Source organism: Parabacteroides sp. AF17-3 (assembly GCF_003635445.1).
Classification (GTDB): domain Bacteria; phylum Bacteroidota; class Bacteroidia; order Bacteroidales; family Tannerellaceae; genus Parabacteroides; species Parabacteroides goldsteinii.
The window spans coordinates 32,771-56,998 of sequence record NZ_QTMM01000027.1 but is presented as its reverse complement, the minus strand read 5'-3'; the positions used below and the strand labels follow the sequence as shown (position 1 = coordinate 56,998).

General features: G+C 41.9%; 20 protein-coding genes and 1 tRNA gene. 11 read left to right on the top strand and 10 right to left on the bottom strand.

Translation table 11 applies throughout. From position 1 onward, the window contains the following. Window positions 1-103: 103 nt before the first annotated feature. The 3 genes from DWW91_RS26410 to DWW91_RS26395 all read right to left on the bottom strand — a co-directional run bounded on the left by DWW91_RS26410 (window position 104) and on the right by DWW91_RS26395 (window position 2,349). The gene (locus tag DWW91_RS26410; protein ID WP_010801982.1) at window positions 104-490 is read right to left on the bottom strand and encodes a helix-turn-helix domain-containing protein; all 387 of its coding nucleotides are present in this window, start codon (window positions 488-490) and stop codon (window positions 104-106) included. Between the two features lie 617 nt (window positions 491-1,107). After that, the gene (locus tag DWW91_RS26400; RefSeq protein WP_007654911.1) at window positions 1,108-1,548 is read right to left on the bottom strand and encodes a DoxX family protein; all 441 of its coding nucleotides are present in this window, start codon (window positions 1,546-1,548) and stop codon (window positions 1,108-1,110) included. 728 nt (window positions 1,549-2,276) lie between these two features. Continuing rightward, window positions 2,277-2,349, bottom strand: a tRNA-Arg gene (locus DWW91_RS26395). Between the two features lie 228 nt (window positions 2,350-2,577). Between DWW91_RS26395 and asnA the strand changes: the two genes are divergently transcribed. Continuing rightward, window positions 2,578-3,615, top strand: a complete 1,038-nt coding sequence (gene asnA, locus DWW91_RS26390) for an aspartate--ammonia ligase (protein ID WP_007654912.1) — start codon at window positions 2,578-2,580, stop codon at window positions 3,613-3,615. A 9-nt stretch (window positions 3,616-3,624) separates the two neighbouring features. After that, entirely contained in the window at window positions 3,625-4,287 is a 663-nt protein-coding gene (locus DWW91_RS26385; RefSeq protein ID WP_007654913.1) for a uracil-DNA glycosylase, read from the top strand. A gap of 72 nt (window positions 4,288-4,359) precedes the next feature. Here the strand turns inward: DWW91_RS26385 and DWW91_RS26380 are convergent, their stop codons facing one another. The 3 genes from DWW91_RS26380 to DWW91_RS26370 all read right to left on the bottom strand — a co-directional run bounded on the left by DWW91_RS26380 (window position 4,360) and on the right by DWW91_RS26370 (window position 8,076). Further along, complete coding sequence (locus DWW91_RS26380) at window positions 4,360-7,092, bottom strand: putative LPS assembly protein LptD (RefSeq protein ID WP_010801979.1); 2,733 nt, start codon at window positions 7,090-7,092, stop codon at window positions 4,360-4,362. Window positions 7,093-7,265: 173 nt separating this feature from the next. Next, entirely contained in the window at window positions 7,266-7,808 is a 543-nt protein-coding gene (locus DWW91_RS26375) for an HDIG domain-containing metalloprotein (protein ID WP_007654918.1), read from the bottom strand. A gap of 85 nt (window positions 7,809-7,893) precedes the next feature. Beyond that, window positions 7,894-8,076: a hypothetical protein gene (locus DWW91_RS26370; protein ID WP_007654920.1), complete on the bottom strand. Its 183-nt coding sequence runs from the start codon at window positions 8,074-8,076 to the stop codon at window positions 7,894-7,896. Between the two features lie 154 nt (window positions 8,077-8,230). Here DWW91_RS26370 and DWW91_RS26365 point away from each other — a divergent pair, with 154 nt between their 5' ends. From DWW91_RS26365 to DWW91_RS26335, 7 genes are all read left to right on the top strand, one after another. Continuing rightward, window positions 8,231-9,442 (top strand): exo-beta-N-acetylmuramidase NamZ domain-containing protein, encoded by a 1,212-nt coding sequence (locus DWW91_RS26365; protein WP_122329330.1) that lies wholly within the window; start codon window positions 8,231-8,233, stop codon window positions 9,440-9,442. Between the two features lie 192 nt (window positions 9,443-9,634). Further along, window positions 9,635-11,857 (top strand): ATP-binding protein, encoded by a 2,223-nt coding sequence (locus DWW91_RS26360; protein WP_147426570.1) that lies wholly within the window; start codon window positions 9,635-9,637, stop codon window positions 11,855-11,857. A 406-nt stretch (window positions 11,858-12,263) separates the two neighbouring features. Next, window positions 12,264-13,031, top strand: coding sequence for a DUF4469 domain-containing protein (locus DWW91_RS26355; protein WP_122329328.1), 768 nt, complete (start codon window positions 12,264-12,266; stop codon window positions 13,029-13,031). Window positions 13,032-13,213: 182 nt separating this feature from the next. Further along, entirely contained in the window at window positions 13,214-16,510 is a 3,297-nt protein-coding gene (locus DWW91_RS26350; protein ID WP_122329327.1) for a SusC/RagA family TonB-linked outer membrane protein, read from the top strand. Window positions 16,511-16,537: 27 nt separating this feature from the next. Then, the gene (locus DWW91_RS26345; RefSeq protein ID WP_233584584.1) at window positions 16,538-18,562 is read left to right on the top strand and encodes a RagB/SusD family nutrient uptake outer membrane protein; all 2,025 of its coding nucleotides are present in this window, start codon (window positions 16,538-16,540) and stop codon (window positions 18,560-18,562) included. Between the two features lie 35 nt (window positions 18,563-18,597). Continuing rightward, window positions 18,598-19,323, top strand: a complete 726-nt coding sequence (locus tag DWW91_RS26340; RefSeq protein ID WP_122329326.1) for a hypothetical protein — start codon at window positions 18,598-18,600, stop codon at window positions 19,321-19,323. A gap of 84 nt (window positions 19,324-19,407) precedes the next feature. Next, window positions 19,408-20,055, top strand: a complete 648-nt coding sequence (locus DWW91_RS26335) for a hypothetical protein (RefSeq protein ID WP_233584583.1) — start codon at window positions 19,408-19,410, stop codon at window positions 20,053-20,055. 136 nt (window positions 20,056-20,191) lie between these two features. On the opposite strand, the gene DWW91_RS26330 is transcribed toward DWW91_RS26335, so the two are convergent. The 3 genes from DWW91_RS26330 to DWW91_RS26320 all read right to left on the bottom strand — a co-directional run bounded on the left by DWW91_RS26330 (window position 20,192) and on the right by DWW91_RS26320 (window position 21,591). Continuing rightward, on the bottom strand, window positions 20,192-20,611 hold the full coding sequence (locus DWW91_RS26330; protein WP_122329325.1) for a hypothetical protein: 420 nt from the start codon (window positions 20,609-20,611) through the stop codon (window positions 20,192-20,194). A 102-nt stretch (window positions 20,612-20,713) separates the two neighbouring features. Further along, window positions 20,714-21,160 carry an META domain-containing protein gene (locus tag DWW91_RS26325; RefSeq protein WP_122329324.1) on the bottom strand — a complete coding sequence of 149 codons (447 nt, stop codon included), beginning with the start codon at window positions 21,158-21,160 and terminating at the stop codon, window positions 20,714-20,716. A gap of 5 nt (window positions 21,161-21,165) precedes the next feature. Then, window positions 21,166-21,591 carry an META domain-containing protein gene (locus tag DWW91_RS26320; RefSeq protein ID WP_007654939.1) on the bottom strand — a complete coding sequence of 142 codons (426 nt, stop codon included), beginning with the start codon at window positions 21,589-21,591 and terminating at the stop codon, window positions 21,166-21,168. Between the two features lie 186 nt (window positions 21,592-21,777). Here DWW91_RS26320 and DWW91_RS26315 point away from each other — a divergent pair, with 186 nt between their 5' ends. After that, on the top strand, window positions 21,778-23,052 hold the full coding sequence (locus DWW91_RS26315) for a peptidoglycan DD-metalloendopeptidase family protein (protein ID WP_007654941.1): 1,275 nt from the start codon (window positions 21,778-21,780) through the stop codon (window positions 23,050-23,052). Between the two features lie 131 nt (window positions 23,053-23,183). Beyond that, window positions 23,184-23,552, top strand: coding sequence for a YccF domain-containing protein (locus tag DWW91_RS26310; RefSeq protein WP_007654943.1), 369 nt, complete (start codon window positions 23,184-23,186; stop codon window positions 23,550-23,552). Here DWW91_RS26310 and DWW91_RS26305 read toward each other — a convergent pair. After that, window positions 23,549-24,217, bottom strand: coding sequence for a M15 family metallopeptidase (locus tag DWW91_RS26305; protein WP_122329323.1), 669 nt, complete (start codon window positions 24,215-24,217; stop codon window positions 23,549-23,551). The genes DWW91_RS26310 and DWW91_RS26305 overlap by 4 nt on opposite strands. Between the last annotated feature and the right edge of the window lie 11 nt (window positions 24,218-24,228).

Genomic DNA, 24,228 nt, shown 5'->3' with positions numbered 1-24,228 from the left:
TGAACTTTTGGTTACTTTTCTTTCTAGAGAAAAGTAACATTCAAAACTGATAATAACTGAGCAGTTTAAATATAATTTCCCTAATCTATAATACCTATATCAATCATCTCTTATCCCTTAAAACCTCCTGCAACATAGCAACCTTTTCTTTTTCTGCTTCCAGAAGTTTATCATAAAGTTCCACTATTTTATCAATGGGATTAAAGGTTGGACACCAATTGACAGCGGATGATTGATTATCAAATGTATTTGCAACAATATTAATAGAAGTTCCATCTTCCATTTCGGTAATGGCCTCAACAGGAATATTTAAAGCTTTAGCAATCTTTTCCAGTATTTCTATTTCCAATTTATCCCTTTTCTCATAACCGGACAAAGTAGCCTGTGAAACACCTATCTGTTCTGCAAGCACATCCTGATTAACATTTCGCCATTCCCTCCAACGACGAACATTCGCTCCATGATTACTTTTCTTTACTGTTGCCTCCATATTAATTATTGTATATGATTTACCTAATGCAAAAGTAAGTATTAATCCTGATAATATTTTATTTAATAGAATAATATCCGCCGATAAGACTCCGAATAATATTACTACCACATTTAATAAGAAATCAGCTTACCTGATGAATCATCCCGTCTACATTTTATTCCTTTGCCTATCATTCATTAAACAGACAATAAAATGACTCAAAAAAACAATAGGAATTATGCAGAACAAATAACCCTGGGATGCCTCGCAATCAACAAACCCCTTAGTTTTGTAAAAACGATCTTTCTTAACAGAGAACAGAATGAAAACCAGTACATATTTAATGCCCAGAAAGAAACCAGCTTGGAAGTCCGGTTCGAGTCTTCGACACTGACTTGCTTATTCGATTCCAACAAAATGTGCAAAGGGGCATTTCTTTTCCTCGACGATACAATGGAACTTATTCATTATATCGATTATTGCAGTAAGACTTATCCGTGCGATCGGCTCCTTGAAGGATGGATCACACAGAATACCATAATCCAAATAAACATAGACACAAAAGAATGTAGTCTATTAATAGTACCTATCCGGCAAAACAAGGGATCGTAACCCTACTCTGCGACACCTGATTTTTACCTTCTCTTCTTCGACAGCGGCACAGAGATGAACCGATCAATCGAGAATTTACCCGGACCGGTAATATACATTAATATAAATACCACCAGATAAACAAAGGCCAGCTCTTTCACCGCAAAAGGATCACTCCCGTGGATAACAAAAAAAGCCATACACATAGTAAATATCATCGGTATCATTGCCAGACGATATAATGCGCCAAAAATAAATCCGATCGAGCAGGCAAGTTCACCAAAGATAGCAAGCCCCAACGACACATTACTCCCCACTCCCAGCGGATCAGGAAAAACAGCAGACATCTCCGCATAATTATTCCATTTCTGGATACCATGACTCAATAATAAGCCACCGAAGAGGATGCGCAACGCCAATAATAACAAGGAAATAGTAATTCCGTCAGGCTTCGACGGAAACAAAAATCTGTATATCGCCAACATAGTATTTTGTTTTATCTTAATTAATAACTTATATATAAAACAAAAGAAAAAATGAAAAGTTCATTCAATCCTGCTTAACACCCCAAACGAAAGTAAAACTAAATATCAAATTGTCAACTCACCCCACCCCAGAAAGAGATGTACGATCCCAACCCAATACCCGTTATAATTCACGCACTTCTCGGCGACTTAATGAATAACAGTTGATCACACTTAAACAGCATAAAACATCATTATGAAACATACAAGTAAGAATATAGAACAATAGGACCCGCATCAATCGAAAACATCACAAATATGCCAATTCAAAACCTGCGCCTGTTTACCCTGCTACAGAAAATAAAAATGTTGTTCAACAGACTTTTCCCACGCAAAACAGCTTCTGAAAAAGCCAGAATCAACACTTATTAACAAAAATCTTGCTTTAAATAAATCCCCATCTCATTTAAAATGAAAAAAAACTCGTTTTAAACGAACCCCCAAATTATTTAAAACAAACAGAAAAACGCGCATGCCTCAATACCATTGTTAAATTATGTATTCAACACTCTTCTACAATACCGATCCAAAGCAGTACGCTCGTCATAAAAAACGGCCAAATAAAACCATTTTACTCTGCAACAGACCAATATCACTTCATTTTGTCAATTATATTATTTTCAAAGAGAAAGTAAACGAGAAGTATTTAAACAAAAAAAGCGACATCATATGACATCGCTTTTTTGTTGTGACCCGGGAGGGATTCAAACCCTCGACCTTCAGAACCGGAATCTGACGCTCTATTCACTAAGCTACCAGGCCAAAGACGGGGCAAAAGTAAATATAATATCGGAGGAAAGCAAATGTATTGAGGATGAGTTTTCATATTCTTTCTTTTTTCTGCCGAAAAACATAACTTCTGATATTTTGCAACTCTCTTTAGCGGATATACTGCCATTTTGCAAATAAAAAGGGCTGCTATATTGCTATTTTGCCATTAATCATTATCTTTGCCACGCATATTTAACAAACACAAAGCACAACAAGTATATGAGCTATCTAATTAAACCTGCGGGATATAAGGCTTTGCTTAACCTGTCTCAAACAGAAATGGGTATCAAGAAAATCAAAGACTTTTTCCAGCAAAACTTATCTTCCGAATTACGCCTGCGTCGTGTCACGGCTCCTTTGTTCGTTCTGAAAGGTATGGGAATCAACGATGACCTGAACGGAACCGAACGGGCTGTCACTTTTCCTATCAAGGACCTGGACGATTCAAAAGCAGAGATCGTCCACTCGCTGGCTAAGTGGAAACGCCTCACTTTAGCAGACTATAATATAGAAGAGGGTTATGGTATTTATACCGATATGAATGCTATCCGTTCGGATGAAGAACTGGGGAACCTGCATTCCTTATACGTTGACCAGTGGGACTGGGAACGTGTTATGAGCCCTAAAGAACGCAATGTTGAATTTCTGAAAGAGATTGTGCGCCGTATCTACGCCGCTATGGTACGTACGGAATATCTGGTCTACGAAATGTTCCCGCAGATAAGGCCGTCTCTCCCCCAGCAGATTCATTTCATACATTCCGAGGATTTATTACAAAAATATCCTACCTTTACACCGAAAGAACGGGAAGACGCTATTGCCAAGGAATACGGAGCCGTATTCATCATCGGCATCGGATGCCAACTGAGCAATGGACAGAAACATGACGGACGTGCTCCGGACTACGACGACTGGTCGACTGTCGCTGAAAACGGACAGGTCGGACTAAACGGCGACCTGCTTGTCTGGGACGACGTACTGAACCGCTCACTGGAATTATCCTCTATGGGTATCCGTGTGGATAAAGAAGCACTGCTACGCCAGCTAAAGACTTGTAATGCGGAAGAAAAGAAAGAACTATACTTCCACAAACGTCTCTTGAGCGGCGAACTGCCCCAAAGCATCGGCGGCGGTATCGGACAAAGCCGTTTGTGCATGTTTTATCTGCGCAAAGCTCATATCGGAGAAATCCAGGCAAGCATCTGGCCGGAAGAAATGCGTCAGGAAGCCCGTGCTGCCGGAATGCTATTAATTTAACTTTCAATTATGGACGTAAAGATCGAACAAAGCTGGAAAGAACGGTTAGCCCCCGAATTTGAAAAAGATTATTTCAAAGAGTTAATCAACTTCGTAAAACAGGAATACAGTCACGGAACAGTCTATCCTCCGGGACCATACATCTTTAATGCTTTCGAGCATTGTCCTTTTGATAAAGTAAAAGTAGTCATACTGGGACAAGATCCTTACCACGAACCGGGACAGGCTCACGGGCTTTGTTTCTCTGTTCAGGACGGGACTCCTTATCCTCCATCCCTGATCAACATCTTTAAAGAGATAGAAAGCGACCTGGGTACGCCTATGCCTAAAAGCGGGAATCTGCTGCGTTGGGCAGACCAGGGTGTTTTATTGTTGAATGCGACATTGACAGTCCGTGCACATCAGGCCGGTTCGCACCAGAACCGGGGATGGGAAGCTTTTACGGATGCGGTAATCCACAAACTGACAGAAGAGCGCAGCCACATTGTTTATATCCTGTGGGGTTCATATGCACAGCGCAAAGGTGCTTTTATCGATGCTTCGCGCAATATGATACTCAAATCAGCGCATCCTTCCCCCCTCTCCGCCTACCGCGGATTCTTCGGGAACAAGCATTTCAGTAAGACAAACGATTATCTGATAGCCACAGGACAGACTCCTATAGAATGGTAAATACCAAGATAAAGAAAGGGCGTTGAAAATAAATTCATCGCCCTTTCTTTATGTCTTTTCTTTCCTATGAGATCAATACCAGTCCTGACCTGAACGAACGCTGCTGCTCTGGTTATACTTCAAGTCTTTCAACAGGGAAGAACTTACTGCTACAGAGAATGTGTACGACTTATACGCTCCCACCGGAACGATACTTGCCGACATCTGGAAACAGTGCAGGTTACGGGTTATATTACAAGTCATAAACGAAATCTTTTTGTTCTCGACGTCGTAAGTGGCATTGAAGTTAAAGCTCCAGTTCTTTGTCGGCTGGATATTTCCGTTAAAGCTCAGTGCATGGGTCAGCTTATACTTATACTCCAATCGGTTCGGATCGAAATCGCCATAGCGTAACTGCATACTGTAATTGAAAGAAAGGCTCCAGGGGATTTTCGAAACCAGATAACCATCCGAATCATACTCTCCGGTATCTTTCTTCTTGCCACGCAAACGGCCACCTTCCTGAGTTCCTTCCGCATCCGCATTCTCACCATCCGCATTCTCGGCTGTCAGATTTTCCAATTCGCCGTCTCCGGCATTCTCTTCCGGGATATTACTATCCGTTTTACCTCCGAACCACTTCTTGAACGTATCGTTGTTGAAAGTATAGGAGAAGCTGGTTCCTGTTGAACGCAGACGTCCGATACCTTTGCCGGCTTTCCAACGGGGAATATCCAGTCTTATCGGCTTCCCGTTTTTATCCGCACCATAGGTATAAGTATCGAATTGTCCGTTCAGATTCAACGTATAACTCTTTGAGAACTTCAAACGCAATCCGACAGAGAGGTCACTCCATTTGAAAGAGTCCGCCGCCATATTATAACTCATCCCCAAGGATAACTTATCGATCAGGCTGATCTTTTTAAAGCCGGTAGTATCTTTATCCGACTTAATTTTCATTTCTACGTTATTATCCAGCGAAAAGTTCAAACTACCCTGCTTTCCACTCGGGATAGACCCGTTGTGGGCGAAAGGAGAATAAACATAATCGATAGGATCGCCATTTGCATCTATGTACTGATAATGATCATAAAAGCCAAAGATACTACCGCCAAAGTCAGGAGCGGCACTAATGCTGACAGATGGTTCGAAACGATGGCGGATCATCTCCACTTTATCTCCCAGGAAAGGAAGCGGCTTGTAAAAACCATACAACGTAGTCGAAGCTGATAACGACGCACTGTAGTTGTAAATACGATAGAATCCGTAAGTAGTATCACGGTTTACCAAAGTATTCAGGTGCGGATCGAACTGCTTGGTGATTTTACTGGTATACCAGCTTTCCTTATAATTGAAAGACGGAGATATATTGATATACTTGAATGCGGTAAATGTAGCACTGACCGGAATGCTATGGTCCATCGAGTTCTTCCAGTCCTTTATGATATTCGATTTAAACAACTGGTTTTCCTTCGTTGTGATGCTATTCTTGAAATATCCCGAATAACTCATGGAGATCTTTTCATACCACCGTTCTTTTCCCACCGGATTCTTACGCTTGAACGGGAATATACGGCTCAGCGTAATAGTCAGGTCAGGCAATGTCACTGAGATCATGGAGTCTTTGGAAGACTGGTTCACGTTCATGGTTGCCGAAAGCGTCAACGGATTGTTCGGAAAACGCTGCGTGATATTGATACTGGAACCTTTTGTATTGTTTGTCGTATTCGGGTTATAAATACCCATCGCACTGTTACGGTCGAAACTGGAAGTCGCAAAATTGACACTGGCAGAAAAAGTCCGGTACGGATTCGCTTTCGGGTCCTGGCTGTGCGTCCAGTTCAACCGGAAGTCTTTCGACAGACTATAGTCGTCAAGCCCCTTATCGCCATACCTGCTGACCTGGTAAGCCGCATTGAAGTTACCCGAAAAAAGATACCTCTTTTTATAGGAAGACTGCGCCTGAAGCCCCCAGGAACCTTTCGTATAGATCTCACCAGTCACCGCCAAATCGATATAATCGCTCAGTGCAAAGTAATATCCTCCGTCGCGCAAACCAAATCCCCGCTGAGAGTCATCGGTATAGGTCGGCATAATCACACCGGAAGAATAAGTACTGGAAAACGGGAAGAAGCAGAAAGGCAGACCGATCGGATATAACGGTACATCTTCGATCACCATATAGACCGGACCTGTCACGATATTCTTTTTAGGACGGACCTTCGCCTTGGTCATCTGGATATAAAAGTGAGGGTGATCATGCTCATCACAAGTAGTATATTTACCACCCACCATATTCAGGACATCGTCGTCCATCTTCTTTGTACGGCCGGCAGTTACGAATCCCTCTCCCTGTTGGGTGATCACATCGGTAATATACCCTTTCTTGGTATTGAAGTTATAACGCATCGTTTTCGATTCGTACTCCTGATCACCATCCTTAAACAACGGGTAACCGAACTCTTCACCGATAGAGTCGAGACCGAACTTGGCAAACACCAGGCTGCTGTCCAGGCTCATCTCTATATTTTCAGCCTGTAATCCGATCTGTTGATATTTTACATCACTTTCGCCATAGAGATACGCCCAGTTGCCGGCAGTCATTACCATAGAGTCTTTCGCCTGGTAAACAACCGGTGCATCGAGACCGACCTTATTGTTCTTGGTAGAGTCGGATACAAGGACTGTACTATCAGTGGCTGCCTGCGTTATCGTATCCCCATTGACTGGCAATACGGTATCACGCGGGGCAACCAGCTCCTGCGAATACATCATCAAAGCCCCTGCGAGAAAATATAAAAGGATAAATAAGCCTCTGTGTCTCATTAATTAAGTTGACAGTTGACAGTTGACAACTGATAATTAAAGATTGAAAATTGAAAATTGAAAATTAAGATTATCCTAATTGCCAATCGCCAACTGTCAACTGTCAACTATCAACTGTCAACTGAATCGTTACAGCGTGCAAATGTATAATAAATTAATGAGCCCTATAGCTTTTATTCCCCTAAAAAGAGTTTACACCAGTTATCAAAACGTATTACAGTATCTTCTCCGTACTTTGAAAGGCCCTGTTTTACCTTCTCAACGGACTTTTCCTTATCCAGTTTTGTCTTGCTGTAAAACTTATCGGCAAAACAGATCAGCTGTTCTTCCAACGAAACCGGCACCATTACACGTGAAGGAAGCGGAAGATGCCGCTCCTCTATCATTTCACGGGTTATACCGGTCCCGGTATGCCGTTCGCAAACCAATGCGTGGCGGGGAAAGCCTTCTTTACGCATCAGGTCAGCTCCCAGATAGCCGTGACAGATGTATTCGGCATCCCCAAAACAGCCGATCTCCGGAGCATTACACAAGAAAATGCCTATATCATGCAGCATAGCGGCTTCTTCTATGAACGGAATGTCCAGATTCATTTCCGGATGCATCCGGGCCAGGTTCAATGCTTTGTCGGCAACACTCCGGCTATGGGTAACCAATATATGATAAGCATCCGATTCTGCCGGATAATATTTTGAGATAATATCAATAGGATTCATTTTATCCATACCTTGTTTTAAGTTAATCCGGTTGCGAAGATACAGATATTTTATATTGGCTATCCAGTATACGGCTGATAAAATGCTATCCTCTGCTTCCGAGGCTATTCAGGTCGGGGTTGATTTCTTTGACGGCGTCTTTCACCTCTTTTTTTGTTACTTCACCGTCTGTTGCCACCTGTTGTACCGGATACCGATCTTCTTTGTGATCCAACACTAATGCTTCGGTTTTCGCTTTTTCTTTGATCTTTGGAAGTTTTGTTGTCATATGATTATTCTTTTTGTTTATATTAAATCAACACGAAATCAAGTATGATGGTTCAAGGCAAACATGTTAAATAGAAACACATTTAATCCTTTCGTTGCTTTAAAGATACGAACATTTGCTACTTTTGCAGATAATAAACAGTAGGAAACGGATTATGAAAACAGTTTTCAGGCTTACACTTTGGTTTATCGGCATATTGCTCATGCCCGGATTACAAGCCGCAACAACTCAGGGACCTTTGGTTTTAGGTGCCGAGCGTATGGATGTGATTACCCGCTTGCTGAAAGACAAACAAGTGGGACTGGTTATCAACCAGACTTCTATTCTGGAAAAACAACAGAAACATTTACTGGATGCCCTGGTTGAAAAAGGCATTCAAGTGAAAAAGGTTTTTGCACCCGAACATGGTTTCCGGGGAACAGCCGATGCCGGGGAAGAAGTAAAAGACAGCCGTGACCTGAAAACCGGCATTCCCATCGTATCCATTTACGGTAAAAACAAAAGGCCGACAGCCGAACAGTTGAACGGGTTGGATGTTATCGTATTCGATATTCAGGATGTGGGAGCCCGTTTCTATACGTATATAAGTACCATGCATTATGTAATGGAAGCATGTGCGGAAAATGGCGTCGAGTTTATCGTACTCGACCGTCCGAATCCCAATGATTTTGTGGACGGCCCGATCCGTCAGAAAGGTTTTGAATCGTTTGTTGGTGTCGATCCTATCCCACTATTGCACGGCCTGACGGTTGGCGAACTGGCCTGGATGATCAACAGTGAAGGCTGGTTGAAAAGCTCTCCGGACAGTTGCAAACTGCATATCGTTAAAATGGAAAACTGGAAACATGGCGATCCGTACTGGTTGCCGGTCAAGCCTTCGCCTAACCTGCCAAACGACCAGTCGATCCGCCTATATCCGTCGTTATGCTTCTTCGAGGCAACCAACGTCAGTGTCGGACGCGGTACTTACTATCCGTTCCAGGTGATCGGATACCCGGACCGGAAATACGGCGATTTCGCATTCACTCCTGTTTCATTGCCGGGCTTCGATACGAATCCTTTGCAAAAAGACAAGGAATGCTATGGCATCGACCTCCGGGAATATCCTTTCGAGGGAGGATTGACCCTGCGCTTTTTCCTGGACTTCTATAATAAGGCGGGAAACGAACAGGCTTTCTTTTTCTCCCGTCCGCAATGGTTCGACCTGCTGGCCGGCACCAAAGAACTCCGTTACCAGATTGTCAGAGGACTGACAGAGGAGGAAATACGTGAGAGCTGGCAGCCGGAACTGGACAAGTATAAACAAATGCGAAAAAAGTATTTATTATACCCGGATTATCCACAAAAAACAATAAAGAATCGATAACCGTTGATTTTATTAGTCTTTTAATTATCTTTGTCCCCTCATAACATAGTATTAATATAAACAGTGTTATCTCTGGTAAATGTCGGATATAACACTGTTTGTTGTAATAGGAAAATAACTACAAGGGTAATAACAGGATACAATTCTTTGGAACGCTTTGGGCACATATTGCTATTATATCTTCTGATTTCTTTGGGAGCAGGAAGAAATATGGAGGCTGCTACCGGCAATACTCCATATAAAGTACTTATTCTCCAGTCCTATACGGAGGATCTTATCACTTACTCCCAATTCGGCGACATGATTGCCGGGAAACTGGAGAAAAAGAATATTCTAACAAATATCAAAACATTCTATCTGGATTGCGAGCGTTATAATGAAAAGGAAGAGAATGAGCGGATGTTCCATTATTTAGACTCAATCCGGAATTGGGATCCCGATATTATCCTGTCAAACGACGATCAGGCTACTTATACATTGATGGCATGCAACCATCCGCTGGGAAAAAACAAACCTGTGGTGTTTTCGGGAGTAAACTTCCCCAACTGGGATTTACTGGAACAGCATCCGAACGTCACCGGTTTCTGGGACAAACCCAATTACCTAAAAACGATTGAACTCATTGAGAAATTATATGGCCCTTCCAAGATCCTGTTCTTCAAAAATGCCCGTTTCATGAGTCGGGAATCGTTCAGGACCATTCAGGAAGAGGTAAAAGGGACAGACAGGGCATTGCGGATCGGTCTGTATCACCAAAAAAGAAATGAATACCCCGAAGATCTTCTACCGGGTAAACCCGACAAATCAGTTTTATACACAACTGAAACAGCATACCTTTCCGCCAAAGGCTTGCTCTCGATTTTCCAGAACAAACCATACACAGCATGTTTGCAAATCATCCTCGATTTTGATGTTCTAACTATAGGCCGCCTGGCCAATGTTCCCAATTTCACTGTTATCAATAATGGGTTTAACGATGATAAAGGTATTACCGGTGGATATTTTACCACCCTGGATATACAAACGGACATTGTAGCTGAAAGAACAGCTGAAATTCTGAACGGTGCCCTGACAACAAATTATACCATCACTGAAAGCCCGAAAATATATGCTTTCGACTGGAATGAAATGGTACGTTTTAATCTCAGTAGAAATGATTTGCCGGAGGGCAGCGTTATCTATAACCTCCCGTTCTACGAACGTTATCATAAGGCAATGATCATCACATGTGCTCTATTCCTGTTGCTGATCATATACGTCATCTCACAGTTGACCCTGATGTATAGAAGGGAGTTCAAACGTAAGAAACAGATACAAACCAATTTGTTCAAAGAGAAACGGTTCCTGAGACTGGCGCTGGAGGGCGGAAATACATATGCATGGAAGTTGGAAAACGAATTATTCATTTTTGAAAACGACTTCTTTACGGCAAATCAAATGGCTCCCCGCAAAATATCTCTTGCCGAACTGCTGTCTATCACGCATCCGGATGACCAGGGACACCTGCGCAGCCATATCCAGGATATCTATTCCGGAATCTGGGAAGAAACGACGATACAATGCCGTTTCAATTTCAACGGGAAAGGTTATTGTTGGTGGGAGCTTCGTTACAACCAGGGAGAAGACAAAACGGATCCGGAACAGACAGTTATAGGTTTATGCCTGAATATCCAGGCATTTAAAGAAAAAGAAGAAAGACTGAAAGTGTTACAGGAAAAAGCGGAAGAGGCCAACAAAATGAAATCGGCCTTCCTTGCTAATATGAGCCATGAGATACGGACTCCTTTGAACGCCATCGTTGGTTTTTCGAATCTGCTACAAGAAGAAGAAGACATCACCGCAGAGGAAAAAGAGTTATTTAAAGATACGATCAATAAAAACTGCAACCTGCTTTTGAAACTGATCAATGATATTCTGGAACTGTCACGCATTGAATCCGGCCGGATGACATTCAGCTTTGAGACATGCAGGTTAAACGAACTGATCGATGAAGTCTACCAGACCCATCATCTGCTCATACCTCCCCATATTCAGTTTATCAAGGATATGCCGCCGTTGAGTATCGATGTCCACGTCGACCGTTTCAGGTTTACTCAGGTGATCACGAACTTTATCAACAATGCAGTTAAGTTCACCAGGAAAGGATATATCAAACTGGGATATGAATACAAAGAAAAAGAGGGATATGTTTATATTTATGTAGAAGACACCGGCATCGGAATCGCCAAAGAGGCCCTCGAAAAAGTATTCGAACGTTTCTACAAACAGGATGAATTTGCCCAAGGAACAGGGTTGGGCCTTGCCATCTGCAAAACAATTGCCGAACGCCTGGACGGGGATATCCTGATCACCTCGGAAGAGGGCAAGGGCAGCCGGTTCACATTAAAGATACCGGTTCGTACTTCCAGGCTATAATACAAAAATAGCCGATCCACTTCTTTGATCAACTATCCTTATTCTACTATATAAAAAATCACAACAACCACAACATTATTTATATAAATAAACACAACGCAATATTTTACCCAATAAAAAAACAATCCAACAAGACTCTTTGAATGATTTGAATTATAAAACAAAACAACCTTAGTCCTTGGAGAACTAAGGTTGTTTTATCTCGCAAAAGTATGGATTAATTTTAAATAACAATAATATTTATTTGAAATATCGTTTTTTTAACTAAACCAATTAACATTTCATCTCTATAAGTACATGCAAATTCATATCAAACTTCATTTTTGGACCTTCAATCCACTTCGAAAGCAAATAAAAACCATAAAAGTACTTAGTTCTCCAAGAACTAATTAAAACTAATATCAATATGGCAGCTACAGAACCCAAAATGCGCAGTATTACAGGAAAATTAACTCCTAACGAGTTGACTGAACGCGAAGACGATTTCACTTGCAATGTGATTTACCAAGCAAAACGTACTATTAAAGACCTTTGCCAGCTAACATCTGCAAACAGTAAATTCACTGCTTCTGAATTAGAGAGTGCCTACAATGATTTGAAAGAACAGGCAAAAATCGAACTTTACAATGCCTCTACAGTTGAATTTGGCTTCGTTACAAACTCCTTGGGTGTCGATGGTCCGTTTATCGGTCCGGATGCAAAATTCGACCCAGCGAAAAACAATGTGGTTCTTCGTAGCGTACCCCTGGTTGAAATGAAAAAAGATCTGGGAAATATCACCGTAATCATTTCCGGCACAGCCGAAGGATTACCCGTCATAACAACCGTCACAGACGTAACAACAGGTAGCGAAAACAACCAGATCACCCCGGGCGGAGGCTTGAATGGTAAAGGGAACCGCGTGAAAATCGCTGGTGAAGAAGGCAAGGATGTTGGTTTCTATTTCGTTTCTACAACAGACGATACAGAAACAAAAGTTCCGGTAGCTTCACTGCTACGCAACGATCCATCCTATTTTTCTTTTATCATTCCGCCTTTGGCTGCCGGTACTTACTATCTGGAAATAGCAACTCAAGCCAGCGGAAATGCTAAGATTTTATTAAACGAACCCCGTCGTAACCGTTTCCCTTACATACTGACAGTCGGAGGAAGCGACAGACCGGAAATTGAATAATTCTTTTTCCGGTGATCGGAACAGTGCTTTTCCGATAGTCGGAACAGTACTCTTCCGATGACAGGAAGAACACTTTTCCGATAGCAGGAAGAGTACTGTTCCAACGAATGGAAAAATACCAAAACAACATCAGAGAGTTTTTTTACCTATAACATATTAATATTAAACTAAAAACGCACATTATGCTAAAAAACTTCAAACCAATTGGTTTAATGCTGTTTGCAGGCATATTATGTTCTCCTGAGAGCATAAAAGCCGACACAACACCCATTAGACCGAGTGTGAACATTTCCCAGCAAAACGGGAAAGTGACGGTTATTGTAGAGGATGAATTCGGTCCTGTTACCGGAGCATCCGTAGTTGTAAAAGGGACAACTAATGGTAATGTTACCGACTTAGACGGTAAAGTAGTCTTGGAAGGAGTCAAAAACGGAGCTACTATCCAAATTTCGTTTGTAGGTTACACCACCCAGGAGATCAAGTATACAGGGCTATCTAACTTGACTATCAAACTCCAAGAAGATTCACAAGCTCTGGAAGAAGTAGTGATTACCGGTTATGGTGGTATCCAAAAAGCAAAAACATTAACAGCATCAGCTGTTACCGTAAAAATGGAATCGATCGCCAAACTGCCCGTAACATCTATCAGTGACGGTTTGGGAGGTCGTGTAACAGGTGTTACCACCCAGTCCGGTTCCGGAGCACCGGGTGAAACGACCAAAATCTGGATCCGTGGTGGTGACAAAATTTTGTACGTGATCGACGACGTTGTAATGGAAACCGAACAGGGAGAAATCTTCTTCAACCGCTTACGTCCGGACGACATTGCAACAATGACTATCTTAAAAGACGCATCTGCTACCGCTATCTACGGTCCGCGTGCCGAAGACGGTGTTGTAGTTATTGCCACTAAAAAAGGTGTTGCCGGACAACTGGATATCACATTCAACCAAAAGATATCCGTCATGACTCCTTCTTATCGTTCCAAAGGTATGAACACATACGATTACGCTCGGACCATGAACGATTTGTATGCTGCCAACTTCGAAGAGAACCCTAAATACAACAACACGGAAATGTCAAAATATTACATGGGGTATCTGAACCAGCAAGGAAAAAGCCGCGAGGAGATCATGAATCTGGTCAACGAAAGATACAGCATGGGATATAGCATGCAAGACATCAACAATTTGTTCGATCCTTTCACCACGCAAGGAGGCAACATTGAAGACTATTACCAGACATACGATCCATGGGAGTTTTTCGACCATGTACAACCCATGTACCAAACCAACTTGAGCGTGCGCGGTGGTGGTGATCGTGTAAAATATTATTCAAGTTTAGGCTACCTGAACCAAAAAGGTATCAGTGACACCTACGGATACGAGCAGATTAATGCTTTGTTAAACTCAGAAGCAGCTTTGCTGAACGACAAGAGCCTGAAGTTCACGTTAAACTTGAATGGTATCGTTTCAACTAAAGAACGTCCGGCGGAAGGAGACAATGTATTCAACAAAGCATTATTCGAAGGCGGAGAAATGCTAAACAAACCTGAACGCTGGAGTACCGGCTTGGAAAGAAACAATTCTCCGGCCGCCTTGCTCCGTACCGGATTTGACAATGTATACGATTATCGTTTGCAGGCCAACATGGGTTTGAAATGGAATTTGCCTTGGGTTGAAGGTTTATCCGTAGGTGCCAGCGTAAACTTCAGTACCAGCTACAGCATGAATAAAAAGTTCAGCCACCCGCAGGAAAATGTTTATTCCAGCCCGGCAGCTACGATGCCTAATAATTTTAACGCACAAGATGCCAGTGTTTACCAGAAATGGAACAACTATTTATTGACTACCGGTATTTACCAGGCAGACTATAGCCGTTCTTTCGGCAAACACTCCGTAAGCGGTATGATTACTTACCAAAGCCAGGTGAGAAATACCAATTACACCAACATCACCATGAAAGGATACCCGACCACATTCGTTCCCCAAATCGGAGCCGGAACAACCTATAATGGTTCAGGTGGTGGCGAAGAGAAATGGGGTTCTTCTTCCTGGGTAGGCCGTGTCACTTACGATTATGCCGGCAAATACTTGCTGCAATATAGCGCAAACTATAATGCGTCTTTGAGCTACAGTCCGGATAAACGTTGGGGATTCTTCCAGGCAGCATCAGCCGGTTGGGTGATGACAGAAGAAAACTTTATCAAAGACATCCTCAATCCGGATATCTTCAACATGCTTAAGTTGCGTTTGAGCTACGGTATCGTGGGTGGAGAAATCGGTAGTCCTTTCAGCTTTATGAACCAATACAAACAAGACGGTACGATCCTGCTTGGGGCAAATATGGGTAGTAATGCTGCTTGGATTGAATCAAATGTAGCCAGCGATTTGTCATGGTCACGTTCTCGCCAATTGAGTGGTGGTATCGATTTCGACTTGTTAAAGAACCGTTTAAGCGGATCGTTCGACACCTATTTATACATGAATCATGGTAAAGCCATGAACATGAATGAAAAATTGGTTTATACCCCTATTTTAGGTATGCCCAATACACCAAAAATAAACGCTCCATTCGAAACAAGCCGTAAAGGCGGTATTGAGTTCTCTTTGAATTGGAGAGATAAAATCGGTGACTTCAACTATCGTTTAGGTGTTACTTATTCTTACTGGGACGAACGCGTTACCCGTCATGAATCAGAAAGCACAAACTGGTATTATCCTAAATTAAACAGCTTGGGATTAAGAGCTATGCAGAATGTTTATGGCAGTACAATGATTAATACCGGTCTATTCGGTTCATATGAACAACTGTATAACGCTGTTTTAGACAATGGTAATAGCAACACCTACAACAAGAGCTATACACTCGGTACGATGCAAATCGCAGACCGCAATGGCGACGGTATAATTGACAACGGTGACAGATATTGGGTAAACAACCCCGGCACAACCCCGCTTACTCTTTACGGTGTCACTCTCGGTGGTGGCTGGAAAGGATTGGATATTGAATTATTCTTCCAGGGAGCTGCCAATGTTACCGGTTCAATGCCGTCTCCGTTAAGAAGCCAGCAGGGGTATTTGTGGCAATACGCCAAATACCTGCTCAACACCAGCTACACGCCAGGCAATCCGAATCTCGACGCAACACTTCCATTGCCTAACAATGGCGGAAACAACTCGTATGGTTCAACCTTTATCGATCGTTGGGTATATGATGCTTCTTACCTGAAACTGAAGAACATCAGCATTCGTTATGACTTGAAACGTGACGTATTGAAAAACGTATCTTACATCAAAGGCTTAGACTTGAGTTTCGTTGTAACAAACGCATTCACTTGGGTAAACAAAAACTATCCGTTAAAGAACATGGCAGACCCTGAATATATTCCAACCGAAAGTATCTGGGGTAGCAGCGGTAAACTCGGAGCATATCCGACCCAGCGTTCTTACACATTCGGTGTAACAGTTACTTTATAATCAAAAACAACTGATAAATATTTAATTATGAGATTAATTGACAAAACAGGCCTCAGCCTGTTATCAAAAAATAAAATAGCAAGATTCATCACAAAGACATCCGTTCTATGTGTTGCTATGGCTTCTGTAGGATTAACAGCCTGCGACCCGTTAGGAGTAGAACCTACAGACAAAGTATTTGAAGATGACTTCTGGACAAACGCCCAATTGTCACGCGCATACGTCTATAAGTTTTATACTTGGGCTCCGGCTACCGCAAACCAGTATTTTACCTCTGAACAATGGTCTGACAATGCCATCGGAAATGATGAAACCGACTGGACAAGTTATCGCCAAAACAGTTTTTATCAAAGAACTTACGATGCGCTGAACGGTATAGATGGTTTTTCCGGTCCTTGGGGTGACCAATACAAAAAGATCCGTGCGACTAATTTAGGTATCGAGCGTATCCCGACAGTTCCATCTATCCAGGAATCCGTCATGAACCAGCTTTTAGCCGAATGTCACTTCTTTAGAGGCTGGTTGTACTTTGAATTGGAACAATATTGGGGTGGCGTTCCTTATATAGACAGGGTTATGAATGTTTTCGATGAAACAATGTTGCCTAGGATCACCCGTGAAGAGTTGTTCGACAAAGTACTTGCCGACTTCGACAAATCACTTGAATATTTCAGCAAAACAGAGGAAACACCTCAACTCGGATTGGTGAACGCCGATGCCGTACAGACGATCAAATCACGTGTAGCCCTATATGCAGCATGTGCTGCAGATGCGGCCAAAAGCAATTTATATGAGAACCTGAGCGGTTCAGAAGAATCAAAAGCAATATATCGCTTTGAAAAAGGCTCGTCACACTATTATCAAATAGCATACGATGCGGCCAAGAGTGTCATTGGCAAATATAAACTGGATGAAAGCTATGCCAAACTGTTCAATAGCAGTGATGGCTATACCTCTTCCGAGTCTATCTGGCCTGTTATGTTCAACAAAGACAACCGCACCGGTTTTAATGTGGCATCTTGCCATGCCCCTGTCGGCAAGTATTACGGAAGTACAAATGATTTCAACAAAGATTGGGGTGTTCGCGGATCAACGTATCCCACACAAGATTTAGTTGACTGCTACTACCAAAAAGACGATGCCGACGGCAAATGGAAACAATGGTGGAAAACCAAACAAGCTACCGTAGACATGAACGGTTCTGTCGATGCCGATGGTAACTACAAAGCAGAAACGGAAAATTACGGCAAGATGTATGAAAACCGCGATGAACGATTCTATGCAACTGTTTTATATGATGGTTCTTATTATGCCGGCGTTGAAAAAGAAATGTATTTAATCGGTACATGGATCGACCTGTCAGAGCCAACCCAATCTGAAAAATACAGTGCTCTGCATACTGGTTTCAGAGACTCCGAAAACCTGTCTAAGCCAGTTAAATATGCTTCATCCAACACCATCACAAGTTATTATCCGGCCAAATACATTCAAGGTATTTTCAAAGAAGACGGGACATTGGAGACAGAGCAACGCAATGCATACTACTTCATGGTTCGCTATGCCGAAGTACTTATGAACTATGCTGAAGCCGCTATCAAACTGAACAAAACAAGCGAAGCAGAAGATGCAATCAATCAAATACGCAGACGTGCTGGTTTGGACAATTTCGATTCATCTGTTGTAGGACATGATTTATGGGAAGAATACAAACTGCAACGCCGTATCGAATTTGCATACGAAGTTCCGGGACATCGTTATTACGATTTGCTTCGCTGGAGTGAAGCCGAAGGTAAAACAACTATCGAAGAATTGAACCGGGGTCCGAAGGGAATGTTAATCTTCAGAAAAGGAATAGAAAGTGAAAAAGTAGGCGAAAACGGTTATCCTGCACCTAAAAGCGATCCTAAATACTTTACACCACGTGTGGAAACACGCCGTTTCGACTACGACCGTTACAATAAAGTATTTGATAAGGGGAATTATTACAAATTGCCATTTACACAAACCGTTTTGGAATCAGAAAAAGCACTGGTACAAAACCCGGGATGGTAATCATTTTTTTATAAACACATAAAATAAAAACAAGAATGAAATTAGCTAGTAAATTATTTATAACAATCTTAGGAACTGCACTTTTCACCAGTTGTCAAAAAGGGCTGGTTTATGATGAAGTTCCGGCAGATGTATATGAAGACGTTTCGTTAAGCACCAACTTATGTAAAGTTGAAACTCGCGAAATCTTCACCCATAAAGTTTATCAGGTTAATTACAAACAGTGGGTAGATAATATGTTATTGGTAAGCAACATCGGGCTTGATTACAGATCAAACACCGAATACATCAATAATACCGGATCTGATGTAACTATTTTGGGAGAGGTAATCAAGCCCGGAGAAAAAATTATGGTGCAAAACAAACTGACTACCGAAGACGAAGCAAGTGCACCTGATGGCAAATTATATGTAATCAATGTTTTTGCAACAGCTAGAGCAACATATAAAACACCCAACAAAGGACACGTTTTCGTGGAATCGGAGTTTCAAGGAGAAGATATTAAATTTAGTACCCCGGGCGATAATGAAGGTCAATATCAAGAAGCAAGTATACCTGTAGACCCAACGAAGTTATCAGTAGCTCTTTTATTGAATAACAGCAAAGCTTGTGAAGTAGAAAGAGTAGGTGATGCTCCGGAACTGGGAAAACCGGGAGATTTCTCAAAGCCGCAACGTTATATGGTTGTTAATATCACCAGACGTCCGGAAGGAGAACCGGCCAGACGATTATATGAAGTCCGCGTACAATTATTAAAATAGTTGCCGGTTGAGTAAACAAATGGGGATGGCTATTTGTAGGCCATCTCCATCTGTTTTTATTGTGAATAATTTAATAATGAATATATGATAAAACAATTTGTAACCATATTAATCGTTTGTTTTAGCTCCATTGAATGCTTTTCGCAAAACAATCAATCAACCTTCCTTTTCCCTGAATTTACAGAAGCCATCGTACATTATAAAGACGGAAGAGCTTTCCAAGTACCTATTAATTATAATTTACTTGAAAGTAATTTCATTTTTATAGATAAGGATAAAAAGAAAAAAGAATTTTCCGATCCGGAACTTGTTATTTCCGTTAAAGTCGGCGACCGGGCTTTTCTTCCAATAACAGGAGATGAAATGGCTGAAGTCTTGCAAATTGATCCTAAAATATTAGTTCAATATAATGGTTACGCTCGAAAAACAAAAAATTTACCTTATGGAGGAAAAACAGAAACTGCCTCGGTGGGAGTCATATCCAACCTTCATTCTGGTACTGGTAGTTCTTCTTTAGACACCGAAAACATAACCGTAACAAACATTAATTATAGGTTCTATATCGAAAAAAATAAACGCCTTAAAAGATTCACCACTGAAAAACAATTCCTGAAACTATTTCCTAAACAAAAAGAAGAACTAAAGAAATACATCGATGAAAGCAAAGTTGATTTCAATTCTATCGAACAAGTAGTACAGCTTTGCAATCACGCCTTTACTATTGAAAAATAAAAGAAGAAACATTGGTGGTTTTAAGAACATACTGGTTTTATACTATTGGCGAAGTAAAAAAACGACAAACAGGAATGTTCAATTTTAACCCAAAAAGAGGTGGTCCTTCAACAACCACCTCTTTTACTTTTATACTCTACTCAAATGGCCATGGCCAAACACCACTACCATGATCTATGATTTCAAAATGTACAGAATAGAGATCATTTGCGTCAACAGAACCTGTTATCACTATTTTCTTTTTATTCTTTGTATCGTTTAAATATACCGTCAAATACACTATTCCTGATGCATCAAAAGTACATTCATCTTTTGCTGTAAACAAATAATCACCGGCAACTCCTCCTAGTGCTTGATAAATTTGACCATCATTTCCAACTTCCCAAATAACACGAACATTAATATCTCTCCCATCATATTGCATAGGATAATTTACATCATGCATTCCCTGAGACAAAGAATTAGAAAGAATAACATCTAAAGGTTCAGCTTCAACAGGATTTGCAAATCCACACAATGGCAATAAAGCCACTAAAAAAGTCAAAATAGCTTTCATAACGTAATTGTATTAAAAGATTAATATCTATCATAAAGATAATATATTCCCTTTACACAACAACTCGTTTAATCCAAATTAACTGCCATTCCTGTTGTCAAACTATTTCTTCTTTTCGATAACCATCAGCTTTCCATTATCGGTCCCGTAAAAAGCAATCGTATTCACGGGTTTTACATTTCCTTCCGCCTCAAAACGAACGACTTTATTCAGAGCTTCCAGAAACTCCTGCTCGCCTTTCAGATCAGGACACGCCATGCGCGTTGTGGCGACTTGCGGAAACTTAATGATGTTTTTCCGTGCTTCCGAATATTCGATATTGCCGTTCATCCGGTTACAACCGGCATTCCCCGACAAATGGTTACGGGCAACATCAATGACAATAAGCTGTTTGCTGTCTGCCGGATCAAGTTTCTTACCGTTCAGTTCCACTACACTCCATTCGCCATTCAGGTCTGAATAGGAAGCCACCACGGCTTTTTGTGATTTACAGGAAGCAAATACGGCTATCCCCACAACTGCCAGGCAGAGATATAAATACTTCTTCATACGGTTTAATTTTTAGATAAAACAAGCAATACGTTGCCGTCCTGGTCTACCAGGGCCATTTCGCTTTCAGAATTACCGGCTTTAACCGCTTTCACATCACCCATCGCTTTCATGATCGCATCTTCCGTTGCCATGTCCGGACAAGCCATCATTGTAGCAGCACCCGGTGCAATAGTGATCGAAGAAACATCGTTGGCATCTAATGTAATGGTTGTATTGAACATATTACAACCGGCATTGCCATGCAATTTATTCTGAGCCATATCGAATTCCATATAGGGCAGTCCTTCTTTCAGAATCTTTTCGCCTTTTACTTCCACCACATTCCATTTACCTTCCAGTTTCTTTGCGTCTGTTTTGGCTTCAGAACAAGAAATCATCATCCCAAGTACCATCGGGAGCATCAATACATAAAAAATCACTCTTTTCATAATCTATACTATTTGTTATATCACTTACAAGGATAAGACGCCAAATCCGTCCAAATTGTTCCCCAAAGATATTCTATTTAGTCAATATTAACAAATCTTCCCTTCTACGCTACTTCCATGCGCCTGATGCTTTACATTATTTTCCGTAAGTTTGCACCCGACGAACAAACTATAAATGAGGATATAATGAAGAGATCAGGCATTGCACCTATTTTGATTTTACTGTTCATAGTAGGTATCTCCTGCAAAAACACCCCCAAACAATGCGAAGAAGAAGTTGACAGCGAATGGATCGACAGCCTCCAACGCGTATATCAATACGGTATCTGTATCGATACACTCGACCTGAAAGAGTATAAGATGAAAAACGGTGATAATCCGGCTGCAATCTTCTCTAACCTCGGTTTCTCTGCCTTAATGGCTGACAGTATCAGCAGATCGTCCAAAGAAGTTCTGGACCCTACAAAGCTACAGGCGGGTATGCATTATTATACCTTCTCCATGCAAGACAGCACTGCACAGATACGCTACATTGCTTTTGCTAAATCGAAAACCGATTACGCAGTGATCGACTTTACCGGCGATACGATCAGTGCCTACGAGTTTAACAAGCCTATTACTTTAAAACGCCAGTACGTAGAAGGAACAATCAATTCCTCCTTATGGAACGTATTACAATCGAAAGGCGTAAACCCGTTGTTGGCAATCAATATAGCCGATGTCTTTGCCTGGCAAATAGACTTTTATGATGTAAAAGAGGGGGATTCTTTCCGTGTCCTCTATGATATTGCTTATATCGACGACACAACTGCACTGAATATAAGCGGTATCCAGGGAGCAATTTTTACTCATCAGGGAAAAGACTTCGTAGCCATCCCCTTTACCCAGGACAGCGTATTCGAATACTTCGACCAGGACGGGAACAGTTTGCGTAAAGCATTCCTGAAAGCCCCGCTGGATATCTTCCGTATCACGTCACGCTTTACGAATGCCCGTTTCCATCCGATTCTGAAACGTTATCGCGCTCACCACGGGGTTGATTATGCAGCACCGGTCGGTACCCCGGTTAAAAGCATCGGAGCCGGAACCGTTATTGCCAAAGGATACCAGAATGGCGGCGGAAATTTCCTGAAAGTAAAACACAACTCCGTATATACCACTACTTATATGCATCTCAGTAAGTTTGCCAAAGGCATACAGGTGGGCAGTCATGTGCAGCAAGGTGAAGTGATCGCTTATGTGGGTTCTACCGGTCTCTCGACTGGTCCCCATCTCGATTTCCGTGTACACAAAAACGGCCAGCCGATAAATCCCCTGAACATGGAGGCACCTCCTTCATTGCCTGTCAAAGCGGAACTTCGCGACAGTTTTGCTATCGTAAAACAACAGGTACTTGCCGAATTGGACAGCATGCAAACACGGCATATAGAAGTTGCCGATACACTTCTGATAACGGAATAAATCGCCGGACAGGAAGGTTTCAAACGGATGCCTACCCGCAGATGAAGCGGTGCCTATCGGTTTCAACTCCGATAACTATTGCTTTTAAGTAGAATTATGCTACATTTGTAGGAACTATAAATCACGCAAGTATGAAATTTTTAGGTAATATCATCTGGTTAATATTCGGCGGACTGATCACCAGTATTGAATATCTGGTTTCAAGCCTCCTGCTAATGGTTACGATCATCGGCATTCCATTCGGACTACAGACATTGAAACTGGCTCTGCTGGCTTTGTGGCCTTTTGGTAGCACGGTTACGGATAATGGCAATTCCGGAGGTTGCCTCTGCATTATCATGAACATTCTATGGATCATACTCGGAGGTTTCTGGATCTGCCTGACACACCTGGGATTCGGGTTACTGCTGTGTATCACCATCATCGGTATCCCCTGGGGAAGGCAACATTTCAAGATGGCAGCCCTTGCCCTGACTCCTTTCGGTAAGAACATCAACTAATCCAAAACAGGATAGCTTAGCCGGGCTTCTGCCCGGCTGCAAGCATTGAAATGCCACCATTCATAAGGAATGATGTGGAACCCGGCATTTCTCATGATCCGGCGAAGCAAACGTCGGTTATCATAGGCTGTGCAATCTATTTTCCCGGCATCCAATAAAGCCTCTTCATTATTCGTATGAGCCTCTTCGCCAAAGAAATCGAATGGCGTTCCCATAGGAAGGGGAGCGCCTGTCTTATCAAAGATAGTTACATCTACTGCCATTCCATAATTATGCAATCCGCCGCCGTTAGCCGGATTGCTGACATAATTCACCTTATCGGTTCCGCGAACAAGTGCCCACATTTTACGTTGTACAGACATTGGGCGGGCCGCATCATAAACAACCAGCGTAAGGTCGGGATTTTCTTTTTTCAATAGCCGTTGAGCCGCGATAAGTTTCCCGGCGGCATCCGGATGAAGCCAGGCACGCGTGATTCCGGAATAAACGGCTTCCCCTATAAAATTATCGGGAGTTGCATAAACCAGTTGTACACGAATGGTAGAATCCAGTGCAGAGATATCGACCAGTCCTTTATTGCGCAGATAGGTATCCAGTTCTTCCGCATCAGCACAGGCACAAACAAACAGTACCGCTAACAGGAATATATGCTTCGGCCACTTCATCGGATTCTTTT

Bases quoted from the DNA above. Each gene is read 5' to 3' on its own strand.
- DWW91_RS26410 (WP_010801982.1), bottom strand. From the start codon at position 490: ATGGAGGCAACAGTAAAGAAAAGTAATCATGGAGCGAATGTTCGTCGT.
- DWW91_RS26400 (WP_007654911.1), bottom strand. From the start codon at position 1,548: ATGTTGGCGATATACAGATTTTTGTTTCCGTCGAAGCCTGACGGAATT.
- asnA (WP_007654912.1), top strand. From the start codon at position 2,578: ATGAGCTATCTAATTAAACCTGCGGGATATAAGGCTTTGCTTAACCTG.
- DWW91_RS26385 (WP_007654913.1), top strand. From the start codon at position 3,625: ATGGACGTAAAGATCGAACAAAGCTGGAAAGAACGGTTAGCCCCCGAA.
- DWW91_RS26380 (WP_010801979.1), bottom strand. From the start codon at position 7,092: ATGAGACACAGAGGCTTATTTATCCTTTTATATTTTCTCGCAGGGGCT.
- DWW91_RS26375 (WP_007654918.1), bottom strand. From the start codon at position 7,808: ATGAATCCTATTGATATTATCTCAAAATATTATCCGGCAGAATCGGAT.
- DWW91_RS26370 (WP_007654920.1), bottom strand. From the start codon at position 8,076: ATGACAACAAAACTTCCAAAGATCAAAGAAAAAGCGAAAACCGAAGCA.
- DWW91_RS26365 (WP_122329330.1), top strand. From the start codon at position 8,231: ATGAAAACAGTTTTCAGGCTTACACTTTGGTTTATCGGCATATTGCTC.
- DWW91_RS26355 (WP_122329328.1), top strand. From the start codon at position 12,264: ATGGCAGCTACAGAACCCAAAATGCGCAGTATTACAGGAAAATTAACT.
- DWW91_RS26350 (WP_122329327.1), top strand. From the start codon at position 13,214: ATGCTAAAAAACTTCAAACCAATTGGTTTAATGCTGTTTGCAGGCATA.
- DWW91_RS26345 (WP_233584584.1), top strand. From the start codon at position 16,538: ATGAGATTAATTGACAAAACAGGCCTCAGCCTGTTATCAAAAAATAAA.
- DWW91_RS26340 (WP_122329326.1), top strand. From the start codon at position 18,598: ATGAAATTAGCTAGTAAATTATTTATAACAATCTTAGGAACTGCACTT.
- DWW91_RS26335 (WP_233584583.1), top strand. From the start codon at position 19,408: ATGATAAAACAATTTGTAACCATATTAATCGTTTGTTTTAGCTCCATT.
- DWW91_RS26330 (WP_122329325.1), bottom strand. From the start codon at position 20,611: ATGAAAGCTATTTTGACTTTTTTAGTGGCTTTATTGCCATTGTGTGGA.
- DWW91_RS26325 (WP_122329324.1), bottom strand. From the start codon at position 21,160: ATGAAGAAGTATTTATATCTCTGCCTGGCAGTTGTGGGGATAGCCGTA.
- DWW91_RS26320 (WP_007654939.1), bottom strand. From the start codon at position 21,591: ATGAAAAGAGTGATTTTTTATGTATTGATGCTCCCGATGGTACTTGGG.
- DWW91_RS26315 (WP_007654941.1), top strand. From the start codon at position 21,778: ATGAAGAGATCAGGCATTGCACCTATTTTGATTTTACTGTTCATAGTA.
- DWW91_RS26310 (WP_007654943.1), top strand. From the start codon at position 23,184: ATGAAATTTTTAGGTAATATCATCTGGTTAATATTCGGCGGACTGATC.
- DWW91_RS26305 (WP_122329323.1), bottom strand. From the start codon at position 24,217: ATGAAGTGGCCGAAGCATATATTCCTGTTAGCGGTACTGTTTGTTTGT.